The following is a 20,457-nucleotide window of genomic DNA, read 5'->3' as shown; positions in this document are numbered from 1 at the left end:
GACGAGGGATCCGGCAGTGTCGTCGGCAAAAAGGATGTCGCGCAAGCAGAAACGCCTTGCCCTTATCGCCGGCGGCGTCAGCTTCGTGACCATGGCCGTGCTGCTCGTGCTCTTTGCCTTCAGCCAGGCGGTCGCCTATTTCTACGTGCCGGCCGATCTCGAAAAGGCGCATGTCGCGCCGGGAACGCGCATCCGCCTCGGTGGCCTCGTCGCGTCCGGCTCCGTCGAGCGGAGTGCCGGCACGACGGTGACCTTTACCGTCACCGATACGCTGGCCAAGGTGCCGGTCACCTACACGGGCATGCTGCCGGACCTGTTCCGCGAGGGCCAGGGGGTGGTGGCGGAAGGCGCGATGAACGAGGAAGGCGTGTTCGTGGCCGACACGGTGCTGGCCAAGCATGATGAAACCTATATGCCGAAGGACGTCGCCGACCGGCTGAAGGCGCAGGGCGTCTCGCTCGGCGGGCAGGAGGCGATCCGATGATCGCGGAACTCGGGCATTATGCGTTGGTGCTGGCGCTGGCGACCAGCCTGCTGCAGGCGGCGCTGCCGTCGGTCGGGGCCTTCCGGCGCGACACGGCGCTGATGGCGAGCGGCACCGCCGCCGCGTATGCGACCTTCCTTCTCGTGGCCCTGTCCTTTGCCGCATTGACGCATGCGCATGTGACGTCCGATTTTTCCGTCGAGAACGTCTGGGCCAATTCGCATTCGGCCATTCCGCTGATCTACAAGTTTTCCGGCGTCTGGGGCAATCACGAGGGCTCCATGCTGCTCTGGATGCTGATCCTCACCTTCTTTTCGGCGCTCGTCGCCTTCTTCGGCGGCAACCTGCCGGCCACGCTCAAGGCGCATGTCCTGTCGATCCAGGCGGTGATCGCGACCGCCTTCGCGCTGTTCGTGCTGCTCACGTCCAACCCGTTCGCGCGGCTGGTGCCGGCGCCGGGCGAGGGGCAGGACCTGAACCCGGTGCTTCAGGATATCGGCCTCGCCATCCATCCGCCGCTCCTCTACCTCGGCTATGTCGGCTTTTCCGTCTGCTTTTCCTTTGCCGTGGCGGCCCTGATCGAGGGGCGTCTGGACGCCGCCTGGGCGCGCTGGGTGCGGCCCTGGACGCTCGCCGCCTGGAGCTTTCTCACGGCCGGCATCGCCATGGGCTCCTACTGGGCCTATTACGAGCTCGGCTGGGGCGGCTGGTGGTTCTGGGATCCGGTCGAGAACGCCTCCTTCATGCCCTGGCTGGCCGGCACGGCGCTCCTGCACTCGGCCCTGGTCATGGAAAAGCGCGAAGCGCTGAAGATCTGGACCGTGCTGCTCGCGCTGATGACCTTCTCCCTGTCGTTGCTCGGCACCTTTCTCGTGCGCTCGGGCGTTCTCACCTCGGTGCACGCCTTTGCGACCGATCCCCGGCGCGGCATCTTCATTCTCGTCATCCTCATCCTCTTCATCGGCGGCTCGCTGGCGCTGTTTGCCCTGCGGGCGGCGCGGCTGAAGGCCGGCGGCCTGTTCGCGCCGATCTCGCGCGAGGGGGCACTGGTCTTCAACAATCTCATCCTGACCACCGCGGCCGCCACCGTCCTCACCGGCACGCTCTATCCGCTGGCGCTCGAGGCCCTGACCGGGAGCAAGATCTCCGTCGGGCCGCCCTTCTTCAACATGACCTTCGGTCTCCTGATGCTGCCGTTGCTGTTTGCCGTTCCCTTCGGGCCCTTGCTCGCCTGGAAGCGGGGCGACCTGCTCGCCGCCGGCCAGCGGCTGTTTGCCGCCGTCGCCTTCGGGCTCGTGGTCGGCGCGGGCGTCGCCTATGCGCAGGGTGGCGGTCCGGTTCTGGCGCTGCTCGGGATCGCGCTCGGCGCCTATATGATCGGCGGCGCGGCGACCGATCTCGTGCTGCGCTCGGGCCTCGGCAAGGTGTCGCCAGCGATCGCCTGGCGGCGGCTCTCCGGGCTTCCGCGGGCAAGCTTCGGCACCGCGCTCGCCCATGCCGGCGTCGGCGTGACCGTCATCGGCATTGTCGCCGTAACGGCGTTCCAGAGCGAACATATCCTGGCAATGACGCCCGGACAGACGACCGAGGCCGGCGGATATGCGCTGCGGTTCGACGGTCTGAAGGCCGGGCAGGGGCCGAACTACAGCGAGGAGCGCGGGCATTTCACCGTCAGCCGGGCGGGCGTCGTCGTGGACGATGTCTGGTCGGCGCGTCGCCTCTATACCGCGCGGCGCATGCCCACGACGGAGGCGGGCATCCTGACCTTCGGCGCAAGCCAGCTCTATGTGTCGCTCGGCGACGACCAGGCAAACGGCGGCGTCGTCGTGCGGATCTGGTGGAAGCCTTTCATCCTCTGCATCTGGGGCGGGGCCGTGCTGATGATGCTCGGCGGCGTGGTGTCCCTGAGCGACCGGCGCCTGCGCATCGGTGCGCCGTCGCGGGTGCGCAAGTCGGTCAGACCCCTTGCCGAGGCCGCGGAATGACGAGCTGGCCGCAGCTCCCGACAGCGCTGAGGGGCGCAAGGGCGGCGCGAAGGCTGCATGTCGCCTGTCTGCTCGCGCTCCTGACGGCCGGGTTTGCGGGGCTCGCCCCGCCGGCGATGGCCGTCAATCCGGACGAGGTTCTGGCCGATCCGGCGCTCGAGGCGCGGGCGCGGGCGCTGTCGGCGCAGCTGCGCTGCATGGTCTGCCAGAACCAGTCGATCGACGACAGCAATGCCGAGCTTGCCAAGGATCTGCGCCTGATCGTGCGCGAACGGCTGGCCCGCGGCGAGACCGACGCGGCCGTCATCGACTATGTCGTTTCGCGCTATGGCGAGTTCGTTCTCCTGAAGCCGCGCTTCGAGGGCAAGACGCTGATTCTCTGGGGCACGCCCGTCATGCTGCTCGTTGCCGGCGGCGCGGCCACGCTGCTCGCCGCCCGCAACCGCCGTCAGCGCCCGCTCGTCGCCGACCCGTTGTCGGCGGAAGAAGAGGGGCGGCTGGACCAGCTCCTGAAGTAGCGGGATCCCATCGTCGGCAAGCACATCTCGCTTCGGAACGCGGCATTGCCACGACCCATGCCGGGTCAAGGCAGTCGGTCGCGTATGCGCCGAGGCCCGCGGGCCTGTGAGACGACCATCCCTCGATCGCCGTCGGCAATAGGGGACGACGGTGGCAACATTACCAAATGTTCATGCCCCAGACATTCCCTCGTAAGGTGGGCGGGCCTATCTCTACTGTCATCAGCTGTTTCCTCCAGTCACAGCCCGAGCAGAGAAGAAAAGGCATACCAGGATGACAACGACACGTTCTTTCCGCCCCACCCTCAAGACCGTCCTGAAGACGTCCAGCGTCGCCGGTCTCGCGGCTGTCATGCTCTCGACGGGCATCCCGGCCGCCATCACCAATTCCTTTGCAGAGCCCGTCCGCATCACGGCGCCGCAGCAGGTTCCCAGCTTTGCCAACGTGGTCGACGCCGTTTCCCCGGCCGTCGTCTCCGTTCGCGTCCAGAGCCGCGCGAACCCGGTGTCGGAAGATGCCTCCAACGGTTTCTCGTTCGACTTCAACGGTCGCGGGTTTGAAGACCTGCCGGACGACCATCCGCTGAAGCGCCTCTTCCGCGAGTTCGGCGGGCAGAACGGCGGCCCGCAGCATGGTCCGAACGGTCCGCGCGCCGAGCGCGGTCCGCATGGCAAGGGCGAAGGCCGCCTGCGTCCGACCTCGCAGGGCTCCGGCTTCTTCATCACCGAAGACGGCTACCTCGTCACCAACAACCACGTGGTCAGCGACGGCTCGGCCTTCACGGTCGTGCTGAACGACGGCAGCGAACTGGATGCCAAGCTCGTCGGTAAGGACAGCCGCACCGATCTCGCGGTGCTCAAGGTCGATGACAAGCGCAAGTTCACCTATGTCAGCTTTGCGGACGACAGCAAGGTCCGCGTCGGCGACTGGGTCGTGGCGGTCGGCAATCCGTTCGGTCTCGGCGGCACGGTGACCTCCGGCATCGTCTCGGCCCGCGGTCGCGACATCGGCTCCGGCCCCTATGACGATTACCTCCAGGTGGATGCGGCGGTGAACCGCGGCAATTCCGGCGGCCCGACCTTCAACCTTGAAGGCCAGGTGGTCGGCATCAACACGGCGATCTTCTCGCCCTCCGGCGGCAATGTCGGCATCGCCTTCGCCATTCCCGCTTCCGTGGCCAAGGATGTGGTCGAGGATCTGATGAAGGACGGCAGCGTGTCGCGCGGCTGGCTCGGCGTCCAGATCCAGCCCGTTAACAAGGACATCGCCGACAGCCTAGGCCTTGCGGAAGCCAGCGGCGCGCTGGTGGTCGAGCCGCAGCCGGGATCTCCGGGCGAAAAGGCCGGCATCAAGAAGGGCGATGTCGTGACGGCGGTCGACGGGGATCCGATCAAGGGACCGCGCGAACTCGCCCGCAAGATCGGCGCGATGAAGCCGGGCAGCTCGGTGGATGTCTCGCTGTGGCGCGACGGCAAGTCGCAGAGCGTCAAGCTGGTCATCGGCACCCTGCCGGACGACAAGCAGGAAGCAGCCGCCGACCCGGCTCAGCCGGAAGAGCCTTCGCAGCCCGCAAGCGAAAAGGCCCTGGCGGACCTGGGCGTGACGGTTGCGCCGTCCGAGGACGGCCAGGGCGTGACGATCTCGCAGGTCGACCCGGACAGCGACGCGAGCGATCGCGGCCTGAAGGAAGGCGAGAAGATCGTCTCGGTCAACAATCAGGAAGTCAAATCCGCGGACGACATCCTGAAGGTGATCAGCCAGGCGAAGAAGGACGGTCGCTCCAAGGCGCTGTTCCAGATCCAGGCCGACAATGCCAGCCGCTTCATCGCGCTGCCGATCGACCAGGGCTGATCCGGCGTTCGAACATGCAAGGCAGCGCCGCGAAATCGACGAGGTTTCGCGGCGTTGCCGTTTGGAGGAGCCCACATCCGAAGCCTGATGTTTTCGAGGAGACCCTGACGGTTTCAAGGAACCCCGGATGTTTTCAGGGAAACCCGGATGTTTTCAAGGAAACATTGTGAAAGTGACGGGACCGGCATTATGGTCAGCCATATGAAGATATTGATCGTCGAGGACGACCTCGAAGCTGCCGCCTATCTCTCCAAGGCCTTCCGCGAGGCCGGCATCGTCAGCGACCATGCAAGCGATGGCGAGAGCGGCTTGTTCATGGCGAGCGAGAACAGCTACGACGTCCTGGTCATCGACCGCATGCTGCCGCGGCGGGACGGCATTTCCGTCATCACCGAACTGCGCGCCCGCGGGATCCACACGCCGGTCCTCATTCTCTCCGCGCTCGGCCAGGTGGACGACCGCGTGACGGGCCTGCGCGCCGGCGGCGACGACTATCTGCCGAAACCCTATGCCTTCAACGAGCTTCTTGCCCGCATCGAGGTGCTGGGCCGCCGCAAGGGTGCGCCGGAACAGGATATGATCTACCGCGTCGGCGATCTCGAGCTCGACCGGCTGTCCCACACGGTCAAGCGCCAGGGCCGGGAGCTGCTGCTGCAGCCCCGCGAGTTCCGGCTGCTCGAGTATCTGATGAAGAATGCCGGCCAGGTGGTGACGCGCACCATGCTGCTGGAGAATGTCTGGGACTATCATTTCGATCCCCAGACCAATGTCATCGACGTGCATGTGTCGCGGCTGCGCGCCAAGATCGAGAAGGACTTCGACCAGCCGCTGCTGCGGACCGTTCGCGGCGCCGGCTACATGATCAAGGACGAGCCCAAGGCCGAAGGGCGCGCCGAGGCATGAGCCGCGTCGGCATCCTGATGCGCACGACCGCCGTGCGGCTGTCGGCGCTCTATCTCGTGCTGTTCTCCCTCTGTGCGGCCTTCCTCGTCTTCTACGTCACCGGCATGTCGCAGCGTCTGCTCGACCAGCAGACCAAGGATGCCGTCAGCGCCGAAGTCTCGCAGATCGAGGCGATCTACGGGCGTGCAGGCGTGAACGGACTTTTGCGCACGCTGGAACGGCGGGCGCGCCAGCCCGGTGCTGCCCTCTACGTGATCGCCGGTCCGACAGGGGAGATTCTCGCCGGCAACGTCGCCTCGCTGCAGCCGGGCCTGCTGGACAAGGAAGGCTGGACCGACGAGGCCTTCGCCTATCAGCGCTATACGGACGAGACGCGCAAGGACCGCCACGTGGCGCTCGCCCAGGTGCTCTTCCTGGACAACGGCCTGCGCGTGCTCGTCGGCCGCGACCTGCAGGAGCCGGAGAAATTCCGCGTTCTCGTGCGGCAGGCGTTGATGGTGGCGTTGGGGGTCATGGGGGTCGGCGCCCTCATCATCTGGTTTGCCATCGGCCGCAACGCCTTGAAGCGGATCGACCGCATGTCGGATGCCAGCACGCGCATCATGGCGGGTGATCTGTCCCAGCGTTTGCCGATGAGCGGTTCCGGCGACGAGTTCGATCGCCTGTCGGAATCGCTGAACGCCATGCTCGGCCGCATCGAGAAGCTGAACGAGGGTCTGCGGCAGGTGTCCGACAACATCGCCCACGACCTGAAGACCCCGCTGACCCGCCTGCGCAACAAGGCGGAAGCCGCTCTTTCCCACAATACCTCCATCGACGGCTATCGCGGCTCGCTGGACGAGATCATCAACGAATCCGACCAGCTGATCCGCACGTTCAATGCGCTCCTGATGATCTCCCGCGTCGAGGCGGGATCGTCCGCGGCCGAGATGAGCGATGTCGATCTGTCGCAGAGCGTGGCCGATTGCGTCGAGCTCTACGAGCCCTTGGCGGACGAGCATGCGCTGGCGCTCGAAGCCGAGATCACGCCCGGCATTTCCGTCACCGGAAACCGCGAGCTGATCGGGCAGGCGCTCGGCAACCTCATCGACAATGCCGTCAAATATTCCGAGGGCGCCAAGGACGCGCGCATCCTCGTGCGGCTTTCGCGGCGCGATGGTGGTGGCGTCGTCGTCTCGGTCGCGGATTTCGGGCCCGGCGTTCCCGACGACAAGCGCGACGTGGTGGTTCAGCGGTTCGTGCGGCTCGACCAGAGCCGGTCGAAGCCGGGAACGGGCCTTGGCCTGTCCCTGGTAGAGGCCGTGATGGAATTGCACCACGGCAGCCTGGCCTTGCGCAGCACGATGCCGGAGGCCACCGGCGCCAAGGGCCTGACGGTCGACATGATCTTCCCGCAGAGCCCGACCTGACATTCTCGTCTGTCCAGCCTTTTGCACGAAACCGATGCACGATCGGCGCAGAGATGCTGTAAGACATGGCGAAAACGTCGTGATCGGGAGGTTTCATGACATCGGACGGTTCGACGACGGGGCAGGAGATGCCGGCACGGCTGGCAGCGCTTCAGACAAGCGTGCTGAAGCCGATCAGCCAGACGGAGGCGCGCAGCGTCGCGGCCGACCTCAAGGCGATGGCAAAGGCCGAGCCGCAGCTTCAGCCGCTTCTCGACGCAGCCCCGGCGCTGCGCGATTTCCTTGTCGCGGCCTTTTCCCTGTCGCCCTATCTGCGCGATATCGCGGTGGCCCATCCGCCCCTGCTCTGGCGGGCGATCGACCAGCCGCTGGGTCCGCTTGTCGAGAGCGCGATCGCCGAGGCGCGCGAGAGCTGGCGCGGCGCCGATCTCAGCGACACCGTGCTGATGGAGCGGTTGCGGAGAGCCAAGCGAACAACCGCGTTCGCGCTCGCGCTCCATGACCTCGCGCGGCTGACGGACGCGCGCAGCAGCGCGCAGCTGTTGAGCCGGTTCGCCGCTGCCGCCACGTCCGCCACCATCGACCACCTGCTCGTGGGCGCGCATCGCAGCGGCAAGATCCGGCTTGGCGACGAGGACCATCCGAGCGAAGGCTCCGGCGTCATCGTCCTCGGCATGGGCAAGCTCGGTGCCGGCGAGCTCAACTATTCCTCCGACATCGATCTCGTGGTGTTCTACGAACCGGACGCGCTCGGTTTTGCCGATCTCCTCGATGCCTCGGACATCTTCGCGCGGTTGCTGCGCCGGCTGGTGCGGATCCTGCAGGAGCGCACGGGCGACGGTTACGTGTTCCGCACCGACCTGCGCCTGCGGCCCGACCCGGGCGCGACGCCGCTTGCCATTCCCGTCGAGGCCGCCCTGATCTACTATGAAGGGCGCGGGCAGAACTGGGAGCGGGCGGCCTATATCAAGGCCCAACCCGTCGCCGGCGACCTGGAGGCGGGCGAGCGGTTCCTGAAGGCGCTCCGGCCGTTCGTCTTCCGAAAGTATCTCGACTACGCGGCGATTGCGGACATCCACTCGATCAAGCGACAGATCCATGCGCACAAGGGGCATGGCGAGATCGCGGTCAAGGGGCACAACGTCAAGCTCGGTCGGGGCGGCATCCGCGAGATCGAATTCTTCGTGCAGACGCAGCAGCTGATCGCCGGTGGACGTTCCGCCGCCCTGCGGGGACGCGAAACGGAGGCGATGCTGGCGGCGCTGGCGGAGGCCGGCTGGATCGATGCGCGTACGCGCGACGAGCTGACACAGGCCTACTGGTTCCTGCGCGATGTCGAGCATCGCATCCAGATGGTTCGCGACGAGCAGAGCCACACGCTGCCAACCGCGGAGGCCGAGCTGAAACGCATTGCGCTGATGTCCGGCTTCGCCGACACCCGGACCTTCGGCGACAGCCTGTCCGCGGCGATGCGCACCGTCGAGCGCCGCTATGTCCAGCTGTTCGAGCGTGAGGCCGAGCTGTCCTCGGAGCTCGGCAATCTCGTTTTCACCGGCCAGAAGGACGACCCCGACACGCTGGAGACCATCCGCGGCCTCGGTTTCGAGCGGCCGCAGGACATCGCCCGCGTGATGCGCACCTGGCACAATGGCCGCTACCGGGCGACCCAGTCCGTCGAGGCGCGCGAGCGGCTGACCGAGCTGACGCCGCGGCTTCTGACGGTGTTCGGCGAAAGCCGGCGCGCCGACGAGGCGCTGCTGCGCTTCGATGCCTTTCTCGCCAAGCTTCCGGCCGGCATCCAGCTGTTTTCGCTGCTCGGCAACAACCCGGCGCTTCTGTCCCTCATCGTCACCATCATGTCGGCGGCGCCGCGCCTTGCCGATATCATCGCCGCCAAGCCGCACGTCTTCGACGGCATGCTCGATCGGCGGGTGCTGAACGAGATGCCGGAGCGGGACGATCTGGCCGGACGGCTGGACGACTTCCTCTCGACCGCGCGTCACTACGAAGACCGGCTGGATCGCCTGCGCATCTTCGCATCCGAGCAACGCTTCCTGATCGGAATCCGGCTTCTGACCGGTGTGATCGACGGGCCGGCCACGGGCAGGGCCCTGACCGACCTTGCCGAGATCGTCGTCGCCGCGACCTTCCGTGCCGTGCGCCATGAAATTGCCGCGGCCCATGGCGAGATCGCCCGTGGCCGCGTTGCGCTCGTCGCGATGGGAAAGGCCGGCAGTCGCGAGCTGACGGCGGGCTCCGACATCGACCTGATCCTGATCTACGACCATGATGGCGATGCGGCGGATTCCGACGGGCCGCGCCCGCTCGATGCCGCGCGCTATCACGCCCGCCTGACGCAGCGGCTGATCGCCGCGCTGTCGGCCCCTACGGCCGAGGGCGTGCTGTACGAGGTCGACATGCGGCTGCGGCCGTCCGGCAACAAGGGGCCGGTCGCCACCCGCCTGCCGGCCTTCGTCAAGTATCAGCGTGAGGATGCCTGGACCTGGGAGCACATGGCCCTGACCCGTGCCCGCCCGATCGCGGGCGATGCGGACATGATGCAGAGGACGGCCGAGGCGATCCAGGCGGTGATTGCCGAGCCGAGCGACGCGGAGACCGTTCGAAAGGATGTGCGCGAGATGCGCGCGCTGGTCGAACAGGAAAAACCGCCGGAAAATGCCTGGGATCTGAAGCTTGTTCCGGGCGGCCTCGTGGACATCGAGTTCGCCGCCCAGACGATGTTCCTACTGGCCTCCGCCGAGGGGCAGGCCTTGCCCACGAGCGGCCTGTCGACGATGGAGGTTCTGGAACAGTTGGGCCCGGGCGTCCTGCCGGACTCCGATCTCACGCTGCTGCGGCAGGCGCTCGCGCTGATGACGGATCTGTCACAGATCATCCGCCTCTGCATCGACGGGCCGTTCGACCCGCACCAGGCGCCGGCCGGCCTGATCGAGCGGCTGTGCCGGGCAGGGGATGTCCCCGACATCAAGGTTCTCGAAGGCGAACTGCGGCGGCTGACGAAGGCCGTGCGCCGCATCTTTCTCGCGCTCGTCGCCGGACGAGGGTCCGAGTCCGCGCGGTCCTGAAGCGCGTTGCGTGAAAAGGTTCACATAACGCGCTTTAAGGTCCTGTCTGGATGCCTGTCGTTTCCCGAAGCCGCTGCCCGTTTTCGGGCGACATGCATTAGACTGAATCGGGGATGCGCACCGAGATGATCGTGCCGACGTTCTCGGCCGAGTGAATCTTCATACGGCCGCCGTGGAGCGTGGTCAGCGAGCGGGAGATGGCAAGTCCGAGGCCCGAGCCGCCCTTGCTCTTGGCGTACTGGCTCTGAACCTGTTCGAACGGGAGGCCGATCTTGCGCATGGCCGAGCGCGGGATGCCGATGCCCGTATCGGCAATGGTCAGCATGACCGCCCCGGACACCTTGCGGGCGCGCAGCGAGATCCGGCCGCCGTCATTGGTAAACTTCACGGCATTCGACAGAAGATTGAGCAGCACCTGCTTCATCGCCCGGCGGTCCGCGACCATGGTCAGACCCGAAGAGACCTGATGCATGACGCTGATATTCTTCTGCGTGGCCGGAACGGTGGTCAGCCGCAGCGTTTCCTCGATCAGCGGCGCGAGATCGATGCGCTCGCGGTCGATCCGCATCTGCCCGGCCTCGATCTTCGACATGTCGAGGATATCGTTGATGACGTTGAGGAGGTGCTTGCCGCTGTCATGGATGTCGAGCGCGTATTCGCCGTATTTGTCGGACCCCAGCGGCCCGAACATCCGGTTCTTGAGGATCTCGGAAAAGCCGAGAATCGCGTTCAGCGGCGTGCGCAGCTCGTGCGACATGTTCGCGAGGAATTCGGACTTTGCCCGGTTGGCGGCTTCCGCGCGCTGCTTTTCCGCGAGGTAGTTGGCATTGGCGATGGAGAGTTCCGACTTCTGGTGCTCCAGCGTCATGCGCGATGTCGAAAGGTCGCCGATGGTCGCCATCAGCCGGCGCTCGGACTCGCGCAGACGGACCTGATGCCGCTTCAGGAGCGTGATGTCGGTGCCGACGGACACGAGGCCGCCGTCGCGCGTGCGGCGATCGTTGATCTGCAGCCAGCGCTGGTCGGCCAGTTGCACCTCCGACGTCGAGGAATGATTGGCGCGATCCGGATCGGCGATCCGGCGCTCGATGATCGGGCGGGCGGAGGCGGCGTTGACGGCCGAACGCTCGGTGCCGGGCACGAGCACGCTGTCGGGAAGCTGATAGGCCTGCTGGTAATGCGTGTTGCACATGACCAGGCGATCGTTCTTGTCCCAGAGCACGAACGCTTCGGATGTGCACTCGATGGCGTCCGCAAGCCGCTGGTCGGCTTCGGCATAGCGCTGGGCGAGGCGATGCTGCTCGGTGACGTCCATGGCGATGCCGATGAGGTGGACGCGGTCGCCGCTGGTGCGGATCACCTGCGCGCGGGCTCGCAGCCAGACATAATGTCCGTCGGCATGGCGCATGCGGAACACATGGTCGATGTGGCGGATGTCGCCGCGGGCGATCGAGCGCGCGACCTTGTAGAGGCCGGTGTCGTCGGGATGCATCAGCCGCGCGGCATCGCCGAACGAGAGGACGCTGCCCTGCGGCGTCATGCCGAGCATCTCGTACATCGAGCGCGACCAGAAGAGGCGCCGGTTGGGCATGTCGAAATCCCACAGGCCGCACCGACCGCGCGACAGCGCGGTCTCGACGCGCAGATTGGACTCGGCGAAGATCTGGTCGGCGTCGCGCGCGCGCTTGGCCTGGATGTAATAGGCGTAGAGGACGATCAGCAAAATCGCCGAAATGCCGGCAAACAGCGTGACGTTGAGCGAGACTTCGTCGCGCCAGAGCCCGTCCATGTGGGCAAGCGGCGTCGCCACCATCAGCGTGCCCGCCTTGTCGGCCACCTGCATCAGCGCCACGACATATTCGTCTCCGCCGATGAAGGCATGCATGACGGTCGAGCGTTCGCCGAAATACTGGAAGGCGGCGATTTCGGGCGAGATCGCCGACAGTGCGCGTCCCGTGAAGGGCTTGCCGTCCGACGAGGCGGCAAAGATCCGGCCGTCGTTGCGAACGCCGAGCGCGAAGGCGCCGGGCTCCAGCATGTCCGGCGTGAGGAGGTCGTTGAGCGCCTGCTCGACCGGTGCCCGCTGCGCTTGGTCGAAGAGCAGGTGCGCCTGCGGGGCGAGGACGGCTTCCGCCGCGGTTGCCGCCATCACCGTGTTCTGGCGGGCGCTGTTTTCCATTCGGGCATATTCGTTGACGATGCCGCTGATGCGGGAAGTGGCGACGACGATGAGGAAGGCCGTGATGAGAACGGGAATGGAGCGCTTGAGAAGCGGCTCCGCCTTGTTCAGCCGGATCGAGGCCGGCGCGGCAAGCCCGCGCACATGCCGCAGGAAAACCTGCTCAAGGCTCGCAAAGCCCGGGAATCTTGGACGCAGCCGTTCCCCGGCCGCGTGCATCTGCTGCGCTTCCGCCATCTTCGTCAATTCTTTGAACCTCGTGTGATTCGACGCGCCGCTCGCCCGAATCTGGCTCAATGAATCAATTCAGAATCTTCTTGTCCAGCGAAAAGGCTAACGAGAGGTTAACCACTTCTCACCGGTACGAATTCGCAGCTTGCCGCGCCGCGAATTCGGTTTTTGACGTAAGTCGTTGATCAGAATCACATATTTCCTGTGCGCCGATCCCCGAGCTCAGCCGTTGAGCGTGCGGTCGACGATGTCTCTCACATCCGGCGAAAGCTTCGCGCCAGCTGCAATCTCGCCGAGCGCCGCGCGGGCCTGTTCGGCGCGCCCTGCTTCGAGCGAACGCCAGGACCGCATGGCGGTGAGGAGGCGCGCGGCGAGTTGCGGATTGCGCGGATCGATCTCGAGGATCTGGCGGGCGAGGAACCGGAAGCCCTTGCCGTCCGCCCGGTTGAAACCCGTGGGATTGGAAAAGGCGAAGGTGCCGACGAGCGCGCGGACGCGGTTCGGATTGAGCCCGTTGAACAGCGGATGCGCCATCAGGGCCTCCACGCGCTCCAGCGTCGCCGCGCCGGGAATGGTCGCCTGCACGGTGAACCACTTGTCGAGCACGAGCGCATTGTCGGCAAAGCGCGTCCGGAAGCTGTCGAGCGCCTTGTCGGCGTCCGGCGTCTCGGGGAAGCGGTGCACGAGGATGGTCAGCGCCTGGCTGAGATCGGTCATGTTGTCGGCTGCCGCGAACGCCTCGACGGCTCTCGCCGGCGTGTTTTCGGCGAGCACGAGATAGGACAGTGCGCCGTTGCGCAGGGCCCTGCGGCCGGCGCTGCCGGCATCCGGCGAAAACGGCCCCGACGCGCCCAGCGTGTCAAACAGGTGGGCCAGCGTCTCCCGGCCCGCAACCGCGATCGCCGTCATGATCGCACGACGGGCCGCGAAAATGGCGTCCGGATCGTTGTCCCGGCCGATCTCCCGCGCAATATCCGACTCGCTCGGCAGCGCCAGAGCCTGGGCCCGGAAGGCGGGCTCGAGAGTATCGCCCGAAACGGTCGCCATCAGCGCGTCGACCAGCGACGGATCGCAGTCGACCGGCTTGCCGGTGCGGACGCTTTCGGTCGCGGCGACCAGCGCATCGAGCGCCATATCGTTCAGCGCCTGCCAGCGTGCGAACAGATCCGTCTCGAACCGGGCGATATGGGTGCGGTCGGCGGCGGACTTTTCGAAATGCAGGTTGATCGGGGCGGAGAAGCCGCGGTTGAGCGAGACGACGGGACGCGAGGCGATTCCCTCGAACGTCACGGTCTGGCTGCGCTCGACGAGATGCAGCACGTCGCCGGTGATCTCGGCACCCGAAACGCTCGACGCCTGCGCCAGCGAGCCGTCTTCCGAGATCAGCGCAAAGCGCAGCGGGATGTGCATCGGCTGCTTGGTGCTCTGTCCCGGCGTGGGCGGCACGGTCTGCTCGAGCGCCAGCGTGAAGGTCTGCCGGGCGGCATCATAGGTGCCCGAGGCGCTGACGAGCGGCGTGCCCGCCTGGTGGTACCAGAGCGCGAACTGGGAAAGGTCCCGGCCGCTCGCATCCTCGAACGCGCGCACGAAATCCTCGATGGTCACGGCCTCGCCGTCATGACGCTCGAAATAGAGGTCCATGCCGGCCTTGAAGAGATCGGGCCCGAGCAGGGTCGCGATCATGCCGGTAACCTCGGACCCCTTCTCGTAGACGGTTGTCGTGTAGAAATTGTTGATCTCGCGGTAGCGCGTCGGCCGGACCGGATGGGCCAGCGGACCGCCATCTTCCGGAAACTGCTCGGCCTTGAGGTGGCGCACTTCCGCGATGCGCTTGACCGCGCGCGAACGCTGATCGGCAGAGAACTGGTGATCGCGATAGACCGTCAGGCCTTCCTTCAGGCAGAGCTGGAACCAGTCGCGGCAGGTGATGCGGTTGCCGGTCCAGTTGTGGAAATATTCATGGGCGATGATCGCCTCGATGTTGGCATAATCCTGGTCGGTGGCGGTTTCCGGATCGGCCAGCACGTATTTGTCGTTGAAGACGTTGAGGCCCTTGTTCTCCATGGCGCCCATGTTGAAATCGGACACCGCGACGATCATGAAGATATCGAGATCGTATTCGCGGCCGAACGCCTCCTCGTCCCAGCGCATGGAGCGTTTCAGCGCATCCATGGCATAGGCCGCGCGCGGCTCCTTGCCATGCTCGACATAGATCTTCAGGACGACCTCGCGGCCGGACATCGTGGTGAAGCTGTCCTCGATCACGCCGAGATCGCCGGCGACCAGTGCGAAGAGATAGCTCGGCTTGGGATGCGGATCGAACCAGGCGGCGAAGTGGCGTCCGTCGCCCATGCCCGCGCCGCCGAGGAAGTTGCCGTTCGACAGCAGCAGCGGCACGGTCGCCTTGTCGGCAATGATGTTGACCGTGTAGACGGCGAGAACGTCGGGCCTGTCGGGGAAGAAGGTGATGCGGCGGAAACCTTCGGCCTCGCACTGCGTGCAATAGACGTCGTTCGTCCGGTAGAGGCCCATCAGTTTGGTGTTGGTCAGCGGCGAAAGCTCGGTCGTCACGGTGATTTCGAAGGGCGTGCTCTCGGGCAGGCCGCGAATGGTCAGCGTCTCCGCGGTCTCGGTATAGTCGTCCGCCGCGATCGGCTCCTGATCCAGAAGCAGACCGGTCATCTTCAGTTCGTCGCCATCCAGCACCAGCGGCCGATCGGCGGCGACGCCCTCGCGGCGGTGGAAGATCAGACGGGCTTCGACCTTTGTTTCCAGCGGATCCAGTTCGAACGTCAGATCGACGCGTTCAAGCACAAAATCCGTCGGTTGATAGTCTTCGAGGTGGATAATCTGGCCTGTGTCCGTCCGCATGTGTCGTTTTGCTCCCGAGGCAGCCTGAGACGCCGTTCGCAAGGGTGCGAGGGCCAGTGCCGATCAAAGACCTGAACAATTACGCGCTTCGGCCTAACAAGATTTTAAGCAATAAGCCATTTTCCGGCGGACTTCATCCTTTTCGAATCGCTATTTCTGGGCGGATGCGCGCTCCGCGGTCCACCTTTGGCGGGCCGGCATGGCGGCATGGGCGGTGGCGGCAGAGTGACAAAGGGTTCCCGGATCGATCCGGGTAAGGGCCTTGCAGATATCTGCAACTTTCCGGCCAAGCCGATTCCGGTTTCCGGATTTATGCAGTAGGCTTGCGATTCTCCGCGCCGCCTCCGGCTGCTTTTCCCTCCTCGTGCATGCAGGACCGATCTTATGGATCGCGACGAGCCCAACCCACTTCTGGGTATTGCTCTTAAAGTGTCTTCCGTTCTCGTTTTCGTGGCGATGTCGACCTTCATCAAGTCGGCGGGCGCCGGCATCGCCACAGGCCAGATCACCTTCTACCGCTCGGCGTTTGCCATGGTGCCGATCCTTGGTTATCTCGCCATCAAGGGCGATCTCGGCACGGCCTTCAAGACGCGCGATCCCTTCGGCCATCTCGTCCGCGGCTTCATCGGCATTCTCGCCATGAGCTGCGGCTTCTACGGGCTCACGCATCTGCCCCTGCCGGAGGCGATCGCCATCGGCTATGCCATGCCGCTGCTGGCCGTCCTTTTTGCCGCCGTGTTCCTGAAGGAGGTCGTGCGCGTCTATCGCTGGTCGGCCGTCATCGTCGGCCTGCTCGGCGTGATGATCATCACCTATCCGCGGCTGACGCTTTTTGCCGGCGGCGGCGGCGATGCCGGCGCGGCCTATGGCGCGCTTGCGGTGCTGATTTCGGCCGCGCTCGGCGCAACGGCAATGGTGCTGGTGCGCAAGCTGGTGATGAACGAGCGGACGCATACGATCGTCCTCTATTTCTCGCTTTCCGCCTCGCTCTTCTCGCTGCTGACCTTGCCCTTCGGATGGGAGCCGCTCAGCTGGCGCGCCTTTCTCTTTCTCATGGCGGCGGGATTCTGCGGCGGCGTCGCGCAGCTGCTGCTGACGCAGAGCTATCGTCATGCCGACATGTCGACCATCGCACCGTTCGAATACACGTCGATCGTGCTCGGCCTGGTGATCGGCTACTGGCTGTTCGACGACGTGCCCACCGTCACCATGCTGATCGGCACCGCCATCGTCATCAGCGCCGGCATCTTCATCATCCTGCGCGAGCATCGGCTGGGCCTCGAGCGGAAGGCCGCACGCAAGCTCGTGACGCCGCAGGGCTGAGGCGCTTCGAAGAGAGCGAGAGACTGAAAGAGGTGGGGAGTAAGAACGGTCACATGCCGAAGGCAATGGCTCAGGCGCGCTCGGCCATCGGCCGGACAAAGAGGCGCTGACGCCTTACGACATGACAGCGATTGCGACCCCGGTCGCCCGCTCGGGCTGTCGCCTGCGGCAAAGGATTGGGCTGTACAGTCCGGCAGATCAGCGCGGCAGCAGGCCGAATGCCCCGCGGTTCATGTCCGACGACGCGCGTGCATCGCGGCTGAGGTCCGAAAAGGTCTCAGACGCACGCACGGCGATCCGGATGTCGGAAAAGAAAGCGTTCAGCGCGCGGATGGCCATGGGAAGTCCTTGAGTATTTTCCGGAGATCGTCCGGATCGGCATTCGTTCATCGTTTGGCCCGGCGATCAGGCCAAGAAGACCGGAGACGGCCTTCAGACCGGCGGCATCGCCGAACCGCTTAGCGCTGGATGAATTCGGCGTAGATCGTGGCAGGACGGACAGCGCGGGCATAGCCGGCGGCCGTCATCTGTTCGTTGGCGGCCGAACCGAAGCCGTTGAACGGCGTGCGGAGGGCAGAGCCGCTGCGGCGGAGCGTTTCAAAGCCGCAATGCAGGGGACGCGGACGGGTGTTCATTGTCAGTTCCTTAAATTCCGTTCCTCCCGTGATGCTATATTGCGCTGCAGCATGCGTTTCACAAGCCGTGAAGGCGGGTTGCTGCCATGCGCAACTTGCATGGCTTTTTCCGGCTAGCATTCACATTTTCTTTAGGAATGGCAGATGTGGGCAATATCGCGGATGACCGGCAGACCCACGGCGGACGCACGAAAGGCAAAAGCGCGGCGCGCGGCGGCAGCCCCGCTCTCTCAGTCGGCATCCGGGGCTGTGAACATCTGCAGATCCTGCCAGGCGAGGCGCTTGCAGATCGGTGCCGACATCAGGTCCTGCGGATGCAGCGTGGCCAATGCCCGAAAGGTCTCGCCGCCGGTGGTGATGGTCCGCCAGTCACCCCGCATTTCGTGGATCGTATCGCTGCCGCCGAAGAAGAATCGCGCTGCGAAATTGCCGAGGACCAGAACCCGGCGCGGCTTGGCGAGCGCGAACTGGCGGTCGAGGAAGGGCCGGCAGATCTCCAGCTCGCGCGCGGACGGCATGCGGTTGCCCGGCGGCCGCCAGGGGATGACATTGGTGATGAGCACGCCCGACCGGTCGAGGCCGATAGCCGCCAGCATCTTGTCGAGGAGATCCCCCTGGCGCCCGGCAAAGGGCCGTCCCTCGCGATCGTCGTCGCCGTTGGGTCCCGGACCGACGATCATCAGTCCGGACGCCGGATCCCCTTCGGCGAACACCAGATTGCGGGCGCTGTTGCGCAGGTTGCAGCCGGTAAAACCGTCGAGCGCCAGCTTGAGATCGGCGAGCGTCTGAGCCGAACCTGCGGCAATCCGCGCCTCGGCGACCGCCTGCTCGTCGGGTATGGCAACCCGCGTCGATACGGGGCGCGGTGCAGCCTCGGATGGTCCACCTGTCTGCCGCGTCTGCGAAGCGGAAGATGGCGCGCGGCTGGTCGCCTCATTTTTGGGCGCGGCTCCCCTCGAGCCCTGCGAATTCCGCAGAGCCTCGCCGCCGACGCTCGATCCCGCCCGATCGCGTGTCGCCTGGCTTTCGGCAAAGGCGGCGATCCGGTCGATCGGATCGTCCTCGAGAAGCCATTCCACGCCGCAATCCGCATGGAACGACAGAAGCGCCGCAAGCTCGTGCGGCGTCATCGCATCCAGGGTCGGTCCGTCGGAATCCCGTGTCTCAATGGGGGAGGTCATGGGACAAGGTTTACAGAAGCGCCGCCACGCAGGAAAGCGGCAATTGGCGCAAAGGCCGTCGCGTCACGCGCGAAGGCTCAGTTTCCGTCCGCCGTCCACAGATCGATGTCGTCGCGGGCGCCGATGAGGGCAAGGCCGTGAGCGATGGAGAGAAGCTCGCCGCCGCTCTCGATTCTCCCGGCGTCGAAGCGGCGTTCGAACATCCGCCGCACGGCAGGAACGAAGGACGTGCCGCCCGTCAGGAACACCTTGTCCACCGCTGTGGCGGGCGTGTTCGTCTTGTCCAGCACCTCGTCCAGCGCCGTCTCGATGCGGCTAAGCTCCGGGGCGATCCACTGTTCGAAATCGGCGCGACGCACGATCTTGCGGCTGCGTTCGCCAAGCGGCGCGAAGTGGAATTCGGTCTCGTCCTCGGAGGAAAGCCGCATCTTGGTCGCCGAGACCGCCTGGTAGAGCGGATAGCCCTCGTCATGTTCGATCAGGTCGACGAAGGCCTCGAGCTTTTCCGGCTCCAGCGAGGCGCGGACGAGTTGCTTCAGGTCGGCGAAGTCCTTGAGCGTCTTGAAGATCGAGAGCTGGTTCCAGCGCCCGAAATTGGCGTAGTAGCCAGAGGGCACGTCGAGCACCTTGTCGAAGGACCGGAACTGCGTGCCCTTGCCGATCAGCGGCGACACGAGGTTGTCGATGATGCGGAAGTCGAAATGATCGCCTGCCACGCCGACGCCGGAATGGCCGATCGGCGTCGCCGACAGCACGCCCGCCCGGGTCTCGAAGCGGATCAGCGAATAGTCGGTGGTGCCGCCGCCGAAGTCGGCAACCAGCACCGTCGCATCCAGCTTCAGCGTCTGGGCAAAGTAGAACGCGGCGGCCACCGGCTCGTAGACATAGCGGATGTCGGAGAAGCCGAAGGTGCCGAGCGCCGTCTGGTAGCGTTCCAGCGCCAGGTTGTCGTCCGGGTTCGCCCCGGCATAGCGCACCGGGCGCCCGACGACGATGCGGGTGTCTTCGACCGGCCACGCGGCACCGGCATAATCCTTCAGGCGCTCGACGAACGCGCGCATCAGATCCTCGAACCCGTTGCGGCGTGCAAAGATCAGCGTGCCCTGGAACAGCGGGCTCGCGGCAAAGGTCTTGATCGACTGGAGGAAGCGCGCGTCGCCGGGATTGTCGATGAAGGTGCGGATGGCGGCCTGTCCCGCCTCGATCTGCAGGGCCTGCGCGCCGAGGTTCGGGTGCTTCATGAAGGAGAGCGCGGTGCGCATCGTGTCGAAGCGTCCGGCGGGGCTGTCGAATGCGATCGCCTGTGTGCCGTCGCTGCCGACGGTCGCGAGGACGGAGTTGGTGGTGCCGAAGTCGAAGCCGAGCGACGGGGTCATGGTCTGTCTCCTGGTGCGGATGGCCGCGACGCGACGCCATCGCGCCGAGGGTTCGGGCGCCGGGATGGCGATGGGTTGCGGGCCGTGCGGTACCGACATCGGCCGGCCCGGCAGACGGGCCTCACGATGAGGGTCTTGCGATGAGACCCTCCGGTGAGGAGGGCCCTGCGAAATGGACTGTCGCCGGTGGCGGCTTCGGGAAGGGCGCTCCCTCGCATGGGCTGCCGGGAAAAACAAGAGTGCGTGGAAAACAAGCGCCGGAGAAAAACGAGCGCGTAAGAAAAACCAGTGCGCGTGAAAAACAGGAACGAATGACCGGATCGGCACGGTCGATGGCGCACATCGGCTCGACAAGCCTGCGCGGATTTGACATGACGAACCGATGAAGACGGGTCCGGTAGCAGTCGCTGGGAGGCGGGGTGAT

General features: G+C 65.6%; 14 protein-coding genes. 8 read left to right on the top strand and 6 right to left on the bottom strand.

Annotated elements, in window-relative coordinates:
- Window positions 1-34: 34 nt before the first annotated feature.
- From ccmE to ASG03_RS01735, 7 genes are all read left to right on the top strand, one after another.
- Window positions 35-484, top strand: coding sequence for a cytochrome c maturation protein CcmE (gene ccmE, locus ASG03_RS01765; protein WP_062469227.1), 450 nt, complete (start codon window positions 35-37; stop codon window positions 482-484).
- Entirely contained in the window at window positions 481-2,469 is a 1,989-nt protein-coding gene (locus tag ASG03_RS01760) for a heme lyase CcmF/NrfE family subunit (protein ID WP_062691810.1), read from the top strand. Before ccmE ends, ASG03_RS01760 begins: the two co-directional genes overlap by 4 nt.
- Before the next feature lie 116 nt (window positions 2,470-2,585).
- Window positions 2,586-2,987, top strand: coding sequence for a cytochrome c-type biogenesis protein (locus tag ASG03_RS01755; RefSeq protein ID WP_244475176.1), 402 nt, complete (start codon window positions 2,586-2,588; stop codon window positions 2,985-2,987).
- A gap of 274 nt (window positions 2,988-3,261) precedes the next feature.
- Window positions 3,262-4,839, top strand: a complete 1,578-nt coding sequence (locus tag ASG03_RS01750) for a Do family serine endopeptidase (RefSeq protein WP_062691806.1) — start codon at window positions 3,262-3,264, stop codon at window positions 4,837-4,839.
- 189 nt (window positions 4,840-5,028) lie between these two features.
- Window positions 5,029-5,742, top strand: coding sequence for a response regulator transcription factor (locus ASG03_RS01745; protein ID WP_156379841.1), 714 nt, complete (start codon window positions 5,029-5,031; stop codon window positions 5,740-5,742).
- Entirely contained in the window at window positions 5,739-7,151 is a 1,413-nt protein-coding gene (locus ASG03_RS01740; RefSeq protein ID WP_062691804.1) for a sensor histidine kinase, read from the top strand. Before ASG03_RS01745 ends, ASG03_RS01740 begins: the two co-directional genes overlap by 4 nt.
- Window positions 7,152-7,246: 95 nt before the next feature.
- Complete coding sequence (locus ASG03_RS01735) at window positions 7,247-10,237, top strand: bifunctional [glutamine synthetase] adenylyltransferase/[glutamine synthetase]-adenylyl-L-tyrosine phosphorylase (protein ID WP_082475489.1); 2,991 nt, start codon at window positions 7,247-7,249, stop codon at window positions 10,235-10,237.
- Window positions 10,238-10,334: 97 nt separating this feature from the next.
- Here the strand turns inward: ASG03_RS01735 and ASG03_RS01730 are convergent, their stop codons facing one another.
- Both ASG03_RS01730 and pepN read right to left on the bottom strand, forming a co-directional pair.
- Window positions 10,335-12,653, bottom strand: a complete 2,319-nt coding sequence (locus ASG03_RS01730; RefSeq protein WP_156381693.1) for a PAS domain-containing sensor histidine kinase — start codon at window positions 12,651-12,653, stop codon at window positions 10,335-10,337.
- A 216-nt stretch (window positions 12,654-12,869) separates the two neighbouring features.
- The gene (gene pepN / locus ASG03_RS01725) at window positions 12,870-15,518 is read right to left on the bottom strand and encodes an aminopeptidase N (RefSeq protein ID WP_062469206.1); all 2,649 of its coding nucleotides are present in this window, start codon (window positions 15,516-15,518) and stop codon (window positions 12,870-12,872) included.
- Between the two features lie 384 nt (window positions 15,519-15,902).
- Here pepN and ASG03_RS01720 point away from each other — a divergent pair, with 384 nt between their 5' ends.
- Window positions 15,903-16,841, top strand: coding sequence for a DMT family transporter (locus ASG03_RS01720; RefSeq protein WP_062469203.1), 939 nt, complete (start codon window positions 15,903-15,905; stop codon window positions 16,839-16,841).
- 198 nt (window positions 16,842-17,039) lie between these two features.
- Here ASG03_RS01720 and ASG03_RS21270 read toward each other — a convergent pair whose 3' ends face one another.
- The 4 genes from ASG03_RS21270 to ASG03_RS01710 form a co-directional block, all read right to left on the bottom strand.
- Entirely contained in the window at window positions 17,040-17,180 is a 141-nt protein-coding gene (locus ASG03_RS21270; protein ID WP_156381692.1) for a hypothetical protein, read from the bottom strand.
- 119 nt (window positions 17,181-17,299) lie between these two features.
- Window positions 17,300-17,476, bottom strand: a complete 177-nt coding sequence (locus ASG03_RS21730) for a hypothetical protein (protein WP_164490742.1) — start codon at window positions 17,474-17,476, stop codon at window positions 17,300-17,302.
- Window positions 17,477-17,706: 230 nt separating this feature from the next.
- Complete coding sequence (locus ASG03_RS01715; protein WP_062691802.1) at window positions 17,707-18,657, bottom strand: uracil-DNA glycosylase; 951 nt, start codon at window positions 18,655-18,657, stop codon at window positions 17,707-17,709.
- A gap of 77 nt (window positions 18,658-18,734) precedes the next feature.
- Window positions 18,735-20,033: an Hsp70 family protein gene (locus ASG03_RS01710; RefSeq protein WP_062691801.1), complete on the bottom strand. Its 1,299-nt coding sequence runs from the start codon at window positions 20,031-20,033 to the stop codon at window positions 18,735-18,737.
- Between the last annotated feature and the right edge of the window lie 424 nt (window positions 20,034-20,457).

Source organism: Rhizobium sp. Leaf341 (assembly GCF_001424325.1).
Lineage (GTDB): Bacteria > Pseudomonadota > Alphaproteobacteria > Rhizobiales > Rhizobiaceae > Ferranicluibacter.
The sequence above is the reverse complement of the archived record's forward strand: the minus strand, read 5'-3'. Positions and strand labels throughout refer to the sequence as shown.